7 protein-coding genes are annotated in these 9,954 nt (G+C 46.4%); 6 read left to right on the top strand and 1 reads right to left on the bottom strand.

All coding sequences use genetic code 11. From position 1 onward, the window contains the following. The 6 genes from NWQ57_RS22470 to NWQ57_RS22495 form a co-directional block, all read left to right on the top strand. The coding region (locus tag NWQ57_RS22470; RefSeq protein WP_306024430.1) for a PfkB family carbohydrate kinase at nucleotides 1–1,685 on the top strand (1,685 nt) is incomplete at its 5' end. Continuing rightward, a complete protein-coding gene (gene iolD / locus NWQ57_RS22475) occupies nucleotides 1,686–3,527 on the top strand; it encodes a 3D-(3,5/4)-trihydroxycyclohexane-1,2-dione acylhydrolase (decyclizing) (protein ID WP_306024431.1) in 1,842 nt (613 codons plus the stop codon). Between the two features lie 30 nt (nucleotides 3,528–3,557). Next, entirely contained in the window at nucleotides 3,558–5,060 is a 1,503-nt protein-coding gene (locus tag NWQ57_RS22480) for a CoA-acylating methylmalonate-semialdehyde dehydrogenase (RefSeq protein WP_306024432.1), read from the top strand. Nucleotides 5,061–5,157: 97 nt separating this feature from the next. After that, on the top strand, nucleotides 5,158–6,348 hold the full coding sequence (locus NWQ57_RS22485; protein WP_306024433.1) for an AGE family epimerase/isomerase: 1,191 nt from the start codon (nucleotides 5,158–5,160) through the stop codon (nucleotides 6,346–6,348). Nucleotides 6,349–6,358: 10 nt separating this feature from the next. Continuing rightward, on the top strand, nucleotides 6,359–7,645 hold the full coding sequence (locus NWQ57_RS22490; protein WP_306024434.1) for a sugar MFS transporter: 1,287 nt from the start codon (nucleotides 6,359–6,361) through the stop codon (nucleotides 7,643–7,645). Further along, nucleotides 7,646–9,310, top strand: coding sequence for a glycoside hydrolase family 28 protein (locus tag NWQ57_RS22495; RefSeq protein ID WP_306024435.1), 1,665 nt, complete (start codon nucleotides 7,646–7,648; stop codon nucleotides 9,308–9,310). A 353-nt stretch (nucleotides 9,311–9,663) separates the two neighbouring features. Here the strand turns inward: NWQ57_RS22495 and NWQ57_RS22500 are convergent. Next, a partial coding sequence (locus tag NWQ57_RS22500) for a substrate-binding domain-containing protein (protein WP_306024436.1) occupies nucleotides 9,664–9,954 on the bottom strand: 291 nt, incomplete at its 5' end.

Here is a 9,954-nt window from a genome sequence, read left to right on the forward strand (position 1 = left end):
CAGGTGTAGATACCAGCCACGTGATAACTGATCCTGAGCGTTTAACCGCTCTGGCTATCTTGTCCATTAAAACCAAAGAAGAATTCCCATTGTTGTTTTATCGCGCTGATTGCGCCGATATGGCCATCGATGTAAGTGATTTCGACGAAGCTTATATTGCCTCCTCCCGTTCTCTGTTAATCACCGGTACGCATTTTTCAACCCCACATGTGGACAAAGTAGCACGCCAAGCCATTGAATATGCGCGTAAAAATAATACAAAGGTTATATTAGATATCGACTATCGCCCGGTCTTGTGGGGCTTAACTCGTCCTGGCGATGGTGATACTCGCTTTGTATCAAATCAAAGTGTAAGTGCACATTTACAATCAATTATTCCTTTGTGCGACTTGATTGTTGGTACTGAAGAAGAAGTGCACATTGCTGGTGGTAGCACCGATACCATCAAAGCGCTAAAAGTGATCAGGCAGCACAGTAATGCAGAGATTGTATTAAAACGTGGCGCCATGGGCTGCTCTATCTTTGCTAATGCCATACCCGATAATATTGATGAAGCGCCGTTTTTTGCAGGGGTAAGAGTTGATGTATTAAACGTATTGGGCGCAGGAGATGCCTTTATGTCTGGCTTCTTACGTGGCTGGTTGCGCGGCGACGACTACGCCACAGCCTGTGGCTATGCGAATGCCTGCGGAGCCTTGGTAGTATCACGCCATGGCTGCGCACCAGCTATCCCCACCCCAGAAGAGCTTGATTACTACATCGCCAATCAATACGAAATCGCAAGGCCTGACCTCGACCCTGAGCTTAACTACCTCCATCGCGTTACTACCCGCAAATCCGCTAATTGGAGTGAGTTATGTATTTTAGCCTTTGATCATCGCAAACAGTTTGTAGAGATGGCGCAAGAAGCAGGGGCTAACATCTCTCGTATAAGTGTACTAAAGCAACATATTCTGGCGGCACTACAACAAGTGGTTGAGCAGAAAAAAGTATCGCAGCACGTTGGCGTGTTGATTGATGATACCTATGGCCAAGATGCCCTCAATGCGGTGACTGGAAAAAATTGGTGGATTGGTCGCCCTGTTGAAGTCCCTGCTTCAAGGCCGCTTGAGCTTGAAGGTGGCCGTTCTATTGGCTCACGTTTAGTCACATGGCCGCAAGAACACATCGTTAAATGTTTGGTGTTCATGCACCCGCAAGACGATGTCGCCATGTGGGACATACAATCAAGGCAAATTATAGAGCTATATCGAGCCTGCTGTGTCAGTGGTCATGAATTACTGCTAGAAATCATTCCACCCAGTGATATGGCCGCTGATGACAACACCGTTGTGAATGCCATGGAGATGATTTACAAACTAAACGTCCGTCCAGATTGGTGGAAGTTACCGTCACCCTCTGTTACTGCCTGGTCAAAGATCAGCGCACTGATTACTCGTTGTGCCCCACATTGCCAAGGCGTTATTTTACTAGGTTTAGATGCACCACTAGCCCAACTGGCTAAAGGCTTTGCAGACAGTGCGAACTTTCCCTTGTGTAAGGGCTTTGCGGTTGGGCGTTCAATATTTTCAGCGGCAAGTAAATTATGGTTAGCCAATAAAATTTCAGATAACGAGTTGCAAAACCAAGTAGCTGATAATTATCTCACCTTAGTTGAGGCGTGGAATACACGTAAGGACCAGTAAATGCAAACAGTTACATTAACCGCCGCTCAAGCTCTAGTCGCTTTTTTACGTCAGCAATACATGGTGATTGACGGTGAAGAACAGCCTATTTTTGCTGGGGTATTCGCGATTTTTGGACATGGCAACGTCGCCGGTATGGGTGAGGCTCTAAACCACGTGCGTAAAGAGTTTCCAACATACCGAGCACACAACGAGCAAGGTATGGCGCATGCGGCAATTGCCTTTGCCAAAGCCAATCAACGACGCCGAATGATGATGTGTACAACGTCAATCGGCCCTGGGGCAACCAATATGGTCACCGCAGCGGCTTTGGCCCATGCCAACCGGTTGCCGGTATTGTTAGTGGTGGGCGATATTTTTGCTAATCGCAAACCAGATCCTGTCTTACAGCAAATCGAAAACTTTGGCGACCCAAGTATTTCTGCCAACGATTGCTTTAGACCTGTTAGCCGCTATTTTGATCGTATTAGTCGTCCAGAGCAGATGATTAACAGCCTGCCGGTTGTCATGCAAACTTTACTCGATCCTGTTAATTGTGGGCCAGCCACTTTAGCATTTCCACAAGATGTGCAGGCCGAGGCCTTCGATTTTCCGACGTCTTTATTTGCTAAAAAAGTGCATCGTATCCGTCAGCCGCAAGCAGAAACCTACGAACTTGAACAAGCCCTAGAAGTTCTCAAAAATGCTCGCAAACCGCTGATCATTGCGGGCGGCGGGGTACTTTACTCTGGCGCCGCAAAGGTGTTGTCAGCGTTTGCTAAAGCTCGTCATATTCCGGTGGCAGAAACCCAAGCCGGCAAAGGTTGTTTAACTTGGTCTCATGAATGCGCTGTGGGTGGCATCGGCGTCACGGGAAGCGAAGCGGCGAATCAATTAGCAGCAGAAGCTGATGTGGTGCTGGCTATTGGCACACGTTTGCAAGATTTCACCACGGCTTCGCGCACCTTACTAGAAAGTGCTGATAAAACTCTTATTCAGCTCAATATTGGTAGCTTTGACGCCGCAAAACATAATGCCTTACCACTGGTGGGCGACGCAAAAGCGACGCTTACCCAGTTAAATGAGCAGTTAAGTACGTGGCGCGCAGGGTCGACATGGATAGCGCAAGCGCAAGCGTTAAATGCGCAATGGCAAGCAAAATACCTAGCGCTTACCGCCAATAATAGCCAAGGTTTACCCTCAGATGCCCAAGTATTAGGCGCGGTAAAACGGGCCTCGCAGCCTACTGATGTTGTGGTGTGTGCCGCTGGAGGATTACCGGGTGAGTTACACAAGTTGTGGCGGGCCGAAGGGCCAGGTACTTACCATGTTGAATACGGCTTTTCATGCATGGGTTACGAAATCGCGGGTGGCTTAGGGGTAAAAATGGCCTCTCCTGAGCGTGATGTCATCGTAGTGGTGGGTGATGGTTCGTACATGATGATGAATTCAGAGCTCGCGACATCCGTGATGTTAAAACAAAAACTCATCGTGGTGCTTTTAGACAATCGCGGCTTTGGTTGTATACATCGTCTGCAAAACGGCACCGGTAACGCTGCGTTCAACAATTTGCTTGAAGATTGTGCAGGCGATCATCATGCCATGCAAATTGACTTTGCTATGCATGCTCGCTCTATGGGGGCAGATGCTGAAAAGGTTAGTAATCTTGACGAGTTAGAAAGTGCCATTACCAAGGCCAAAAAAGCCCCAAAAAGTACGCTTATTGTTATTGATACCGACCCTCTCATTAGCACCGATAACGGCAGCTGGTGGGATGTAGCGGTACCTCAGGTTTCCCATAGAAGTGAGGTTAACGCAGCGTATGAAGCGTATGTTAAACAGCAATCAAAACAACCTTATTAATCCATTAAAAAACGTCTTACGAGAAAAAACATGCACACTTTAGGTAATTTTATCAACGGTCAAAACGTCGCAAGTCAAAGTGGTCACTTTGCTGCAATTTACAATCCAGCAACAGGTGAACAAAGCAAGCAAGTGGGTTTATCGAGCGCAGCAGAAACCCAAGCTGCCATTGCCGCTGCCCAAGCCGCATTGCCACAGTGGAGTGCCGTTACTCCACTAAATCGCGCGCGAATTATGTTTAATTTCAAAGCTTTACTTGAAGCAAATAAAGATGAACTGGCCGCGTTAATTACCGCCGAACACGGTAAGGTTTTCTCCGATGCGCAGGGCGAGCTGACCCGCGGTATTGAAGTAGTAGAATTTGCCTGTGGCATTCCGCATTTGCTCAAAGGCGAACAATCGATGAATGTGGGCCGTGGTGTGGATAGTTTTACCCTCATGCAGCCCGTTGGCGTGTGTGCGGGCATCGCACCGTTTAATTTTCCCGCCATGGTGCCGCTTTGGATGTTTCCAGTCGCCATTGCCTGTGGTAACACCTTTGTAATGAAACCCTCTGAAAAAGACCCTAGCGTGCCCTTAAGGCTTGCAGAACTCCTGAAAGAAGCGGGGCTGCCTGATGGCGTATTTAATGTGGTAAACGGTGATAAAACCTCAGTTGATGTGCTCTTAAGCGCTCCAGATGTAAAAGCCGTCAGTTTTGTTGGTTCTACGCCAATCGCTGAATATGTTTACCGCACCGGCAGTGCGAACGGTAAACGAGTACAAGCATTAGGTGGCGCTAAAAACCATATGATGGTAATGCCTGATGCGGATCTTGATGGTGTAGCTGGCGCATTAATGGGTGCAGCATATGGTTCAGCCGGTGAGCGGTGCATGGCTATTTCAGTGGCTGTGTGTGTTGGCGATGCGACAGCAGATAATCTGGTTGCCCGCTTAAAGCAAGAGATTAGTGAGATGCGTGTTGGTCCTGGTATTGGTTTAGATAATGAAGCACATATGGGCCCACTCATCAGCAGACAACACGCTGATAAAGTATTGAGTTATATCGAATCGGGTATCGAAGATGGAGCGGTTTTGTTAGCCGATGGTCGCGATTATCAAGTAGTAGGTAACGAACATGGTTACTTTGTTGGTCCCACTTTATTTGACAACGTGAAGCCTGGCATGCGCATTTATCAAGAAGAAATCTTTGGTCCGGTCCTATGCGTGGTGCGTGTGAATAGTTTTGAGGAAGGACTTGCCTTAATCAACTCCCACGAATATGGAAACGGTACGTCTATTTTCACCGCGAATGGCGAAGCCGCCCATGCCTACACCCATAATGTTCAAGTGGGCATGGTGGGCGTAAACGTGCCAATCCCTGTGCCAATGGCTTTCCATAGTTTTGGCGGCTGGAAACGCTCAATTTTTGGACCATTAAACATGCACGGTCCTGACGGTGTACGTTTTTATACCAAGATGAAAACTATCACTGCTCGTTGGCCAAAAGGGCAGCAAAGTGAAAATCAATTCACTATGCCAACCATGAAATAATCTGCTTGTTTTTACAGCAAATCAGTATGTTAGAGGGAGCTTGTGCTCCCTGCAGCCATCAACAAAGTGCATGAATACCCAAGGAGATAATAACAACATGACGACTGTGCCATTACCTGCACCATACAATCGTGCCTTTTTGCTTGAACATTGCCATTCAATCTTAAATTTTTATGACCCTAGAGTGATAGATAACGAAGGCGGTTATTTTCATAACTATCTGAACAATGGTGACTTATTCGAAAAAGGTATGCGCCAGTTGGTCAGTAGCTGCCGCATTGTGGTGAATTATGCCCGTGCTAGTCGAGAACTACACAAAGCCGAATATCGTGATGTGGCCTTGCATGGCTTAGCCTTTGTTGAACAAGTGCACTGGCGTCCTGATCAGCAAGCTTATGCGTGGTTGTTGGAGGATCACAATCCACTTGATATGACTCAGCAAAACTACGGCTATGCCTTTGTATTATTGATGTATTCAGCCATTCACAAAGCCGGTATTCGCGATGTTGCTGACAAAATTGCCGCCACCTATCAATTAATGGAAAGTCGTTTTTGGCAGAGTGACTATGAACTCTATGCTGATGAGCTTAGTGCTGATGGTGTGTTGTCTGATTATCGCGGTCAAAATGCCAATATGCACAGTTGCGAAGCGATGATTGCCGCTTACGAAGCCACCCATGAATTGCGTTATTTAAGACGCGCCAAGTTGATTGCACAAAACATCACCGAGCGACAAGCGGCGTATACCGATGGTCTGATTTGGGAACATTACACCCCTGATTTTAAAGTCGATTGGGACTACAACCTCGACGACCCTAAAAACCTTTATCGTCCTTGGGGATTCCAGCCCGGCCATCAAACCGAATGGAGTAAATTATTATTGGCTATTCATCGTTTGAGTCCTGACCAAGCATTAGTCACTAAAGCGACGTTCCTCTTTGATAAAGCCTTTGACGTGGCTTGGGACCATCAGCATGGCGGTTTGATTTATGGCTTTGACCCACAAGGTAAGTGGTGTGATGACGACAAATACTTTTGGGTGCAAGCCGAAAGCTTCGCTGCTGCGGCCATGCTGTATCAAGAAACGGGTGACAATAAATACAAAGTCGCCTACGAACAGCTCTGGCAATACAGCTGGACCCACATGATCGATCATGAATATGGCGCGTGGTTCCGGTTACTGACAAGAGACAACAAAGCATATTCAAATCAAAAAAGTAGTGCTGGAGCAAAATGTGATTACCACACCCTCTGCGCGTGTTTCGATGTATTAACTGGTATGGTGTAAGGAGTCAGCGATGCAAAGTTCACAGTCAAACGTTAAGATTAGTCAAAAGCCCGAAGGCTTGAGTATACATTTTGCCTTTGCGGCCATGACCTCGTTGTTTTTTATTTGGGGTTTTATCACTGCACTTAACGACATTCTTTTACCCTACTTAAAAGGGGCATTTAGCCTGAGCTATCTGCAAGCAGGGCTTGTGCAGTTCTGCTTTTTTGGTGCGTATTTTATTGTTTCTCCTTTTGCCGGACGCATGCTCGAAAAAGTAGGGTATAAAAATGGCATCATCATTGGTTTAGGCACAGTCGCCGCGGGGTGCTGTTTGTTTTTTCCCGCAGCAGAAGCAGCGATTTATGCAGTATTTTTATTTGCTTTATTTGTGTTAGCGGCCGGTATCGCTATTTTACAAGTTTCAGCTAACCCTTATGTAGCGGTTCTCGGATCAGAAGAGACCGCCGCTTCGCGTCTTAATTTTGCACAAGCGATTAACTCTTTAGGTCACACTGCGGGCCCCGCCTTTGGGGCAATTTTGATTTTATCGGCTGTAGAGCAAAGCGGTTCAGCTAAGGCTGTCCAGTTACCTTATCTACTTATCGCGGTGGCTTTAGTGGTGGTAGCCTTGGTTTTTTATAAACTGAAGTTGCCTAACATAAGCGAGCATTTAGACGAGTCAAAAGCCGCTAGTCACTTTACCTTGTTTAGCCATAAACATCTCACTTACGGTGTGTTAGCTATCTTTTTATACGTGGGCGCAGAAGTAGCAGTAGGTAGCTACCTAGTCAATTTTTTTATGCAATTGGGTATTGAAGACATGACCACCGTGACCGCCGGCAAAATGGTATCGTATTACTGGGGAGCGGCCATGGTTGGGCGTTTTGCTGGCGCATTGATCATGCGCTATGTGGCACCCACCACTTTACTTGCGATTAATTCAGTCCTCGCGGTAGCGATGATCATTGTTGCGGTAAATTCCAGTGGTGAAATGGCCATGTGGACCATCCTAGCGGTAGGTTTTTTCAATTCTATTATGTTTCCTACTATCTTCACCTTAGCCATACGTGGTTTAGGAGAACACACGGGGCGCGGGTCAGGTTACTTATGTCAGGGCATCGTTGGTGGGGCCATTTTACCCATGATTCAAGGCCAAGCCGCTGACATGATGACTTTGCAATGGAGTTTTCTCATCCCTGCTGTCTGTTACCTTTATATCGCGTGGTATGCCTTACGGGGCAGTCGTGTGAGTGTGCCAGTAGGAGAATCCACCTCTGACGCTGAGAAGCAAACGAAACACCCGGAGCGCTCATAAATGAATAGCTATTTAAATCGTCGAGGTTTTATCAAAACCAGTTTAGCGGCCTTTAGCGCCAGCTATTTTGCCTCGTTTTCGATAAATGCAAAACAACTTGAGTCTTATTGGAGGCAATTTCAACAGTCTCGCCACCCCAGTCAAAGACCGATTATTAATACGGGTAAGCGACTAGATGCCAGAGACTTTGGGGCTAAAGGCGATGGAAAAACGAAGGATACCAAAGCCATTCAAGCGGCAATTGACGAGGTAGTTAAAAGTGAGCAGCCCGGCACGGTATGCTTGTCTGCTGGCGTTTATCTTAGTGGTAGTTTGCGCCTCGGCAGCCAAGTTAACCTGCAAATTGACAAACAGGCGATGTTACTAGGCAGTACCGACATTCAGGATTACGAGGATGCGCAGGGCAATATTCTCGCATTATTGGCTGGCGATCACTGTGAGTCTGTTTCCATTAGCGGTGAAGGCACAATTGATGGACAGGGCAGGCAGTTGGCATTAAATATTAATCGGCTCCATCATGCGGGAAAGCGGGTTGAAGCCGACTTTAACGAGCGTAGAAATCGTTCCAGACATCGCCCTAACGTTGTTGCACTTCATCACTGTCAAAAAATAAAAATCTATGATGTCACCATTAAAAATGGTGCCTCTTGGGTGCAACATTACGCGGCTTGCCAAGATGTAATGATAGATAACATCGTGGTGGACAGTGACGCCTTTTGGAACAATGATGGCATTGACATAAACGATTGCAGAAATGTCCGCATTACCGGTTGTTTTGTTAATGCTGCCGACGACGCCATTTGTCTAAAATCGACCACTGGCGGCGAGTTTCACAACGACAAGGTCTACATTGGTAATTGTGTGATGCGTTCCAGTTCGAACGGTATAAAGTTTGGTACTGAATCGATGCATGGTTTTACTAACGTGACCATAGAAAATATTCGCGTGTTTGATACTTACCGCTCAGCGATTGCCTTAGAAACTGTTGATGGCGCTAAGCTTGAAAATGTTCATATAGATGGGGTAGAAGCGAGTAATGTCGGGTGTGCCATTTTCATCCGCTTAGGTCAAAGAAACCGAGATGTACCGCAAAATACTCCCTTAGGCACACTTAAGAATGTGGTGATTAAAAACCTCAAGGCAGAAATTTCCGCAAGCCGCGCCGATGAAGATTATGAAGTGCGCGGACCAGGTCTAAATACCTTTTTTAATCCTATTCCCTCGTCAATTACTGGTTTGCCAGATGCAGCAGTTGAAAACATTCGGTTAGAAAACATTGATATCACCTATCCAGGTCGAGCGAACAAGGGCTTAGCTTATCGGCCTTATGACCAGTTGTTTTTAGTACCACAAGAGCGCGATGCTTACCCTGAATACACGATGTTTGGCGAACTTCCCGCTTGGGGTTTATATGTACGGCATGCCAAGAACGTAGAGCTGATAAATATTACATTGAGGGCCAATGAGGCTGATTTTAGGCCTGCATTTGTGTTTGATGATGTAAGTGGCTTAATGCTCAAACAAAGTGAAATCCATGCGCAAAATGACAAGCATTTGATACTGCATGATGTCAAAGGACTGTCTGTGGAAGGGGTGTTAGCGCTAGATACAAACAAACAACTTGCGCCTGTTAAACAGGATGCGTGGCATCAGAGCGCCAGCTGAAGTTAAGTTAGTGATACAAACTAAAGGCCCCTAAAAAAGCTAAGGTTTATGCTTGAACAGAAAAATGAGCGTTTGGGGGTTTATAGCAATCAGTAACGATAGGAGCTTACTCAGCAAGAACTTAAACCCTGAAACAAGGCGCTTGAATGAAAAAATAGTAGGGCTCTTTCGAGTTCGAGCAACCCAGAGTAAGGGCTTTTATACCCTAACCTCTGTTTTGGACCAAAAGAGAAGGCATCAGCCACTGACGTTTAGCCCCAATCTTGTGTCCAAACAGATATCAGAACCCTCAGAAGCTAAAAGATACCCGAGTGCTTATCAATAATCTCAGTTTGGTGGTTAAGCCGAACCCGCTATTTATTGGCTGCCACGCTGGTTGACGCTCGAATAACTAATTCTCCATCAAAAATTTGCGTGCCGTCTGGCCCTCTGGCTGGTACTTGTGATTTTTTATCTTTGAGGCGGCCAATCAATAAACACGCGGCTTGATAACCGATAGTCAACAGTGGATGGCGAATGGTGGTAATGTTAGGCCACACTTTGGTTGTGAGGGCAATATCATCAATGCCGCACACGGAAATGTCCTGAGGCACTTTTAAATTTCTACTTTGTATTTCGTACAATACACCCAGCGCCATTTCATC

The organism is Paraglaciecola sp., assembly GCF_030730205.1.
Lineage (GTDB): Bacteria > Pseudomonadota > Gammaproteobacteria > Enterobacterales > Alteromonadaceae > Paraglaciecola.

Bases quoted from the DNA above. Each gene is read 5' to 3' on its own strand.
- iolD (WP_306024431.1), top strand. From the start codon at position 1,686: ATGCAAACAGTTACATTAACCGCCGCTCAAGCTCTAGTCGCTTTTTTA.
- NWQ57_RS22480 (WP_306024432.1), top strand. From the start codon at position 3,558: ATGCACACTTTAGGTAATTTTATCAACGGTCAAAACGTCGCAAGTCAA.
- NWQ57_RS22485 (WP_306024433.1), top strand. From the start codon at position 5,158: ATGACGACTGTGCCATTACCTGCACCATACAATCGTGCCTTTTTGCTT.
- NWQ57_RS22490 (WP_306024434.1), top strand. From the start codon at position 6,359: ATGCAAAGTTCACAGTCAAACGTTAAGATTAGTCAAAAGCCCGAAGGC.
- NWQ57_RS22495 (WP_306024435.1), top strand. From the start codon at position 7,646: ATGAATAGCTATTTAAATCGTCGAGGTTTTATCAAAACCAGTTTAGCG.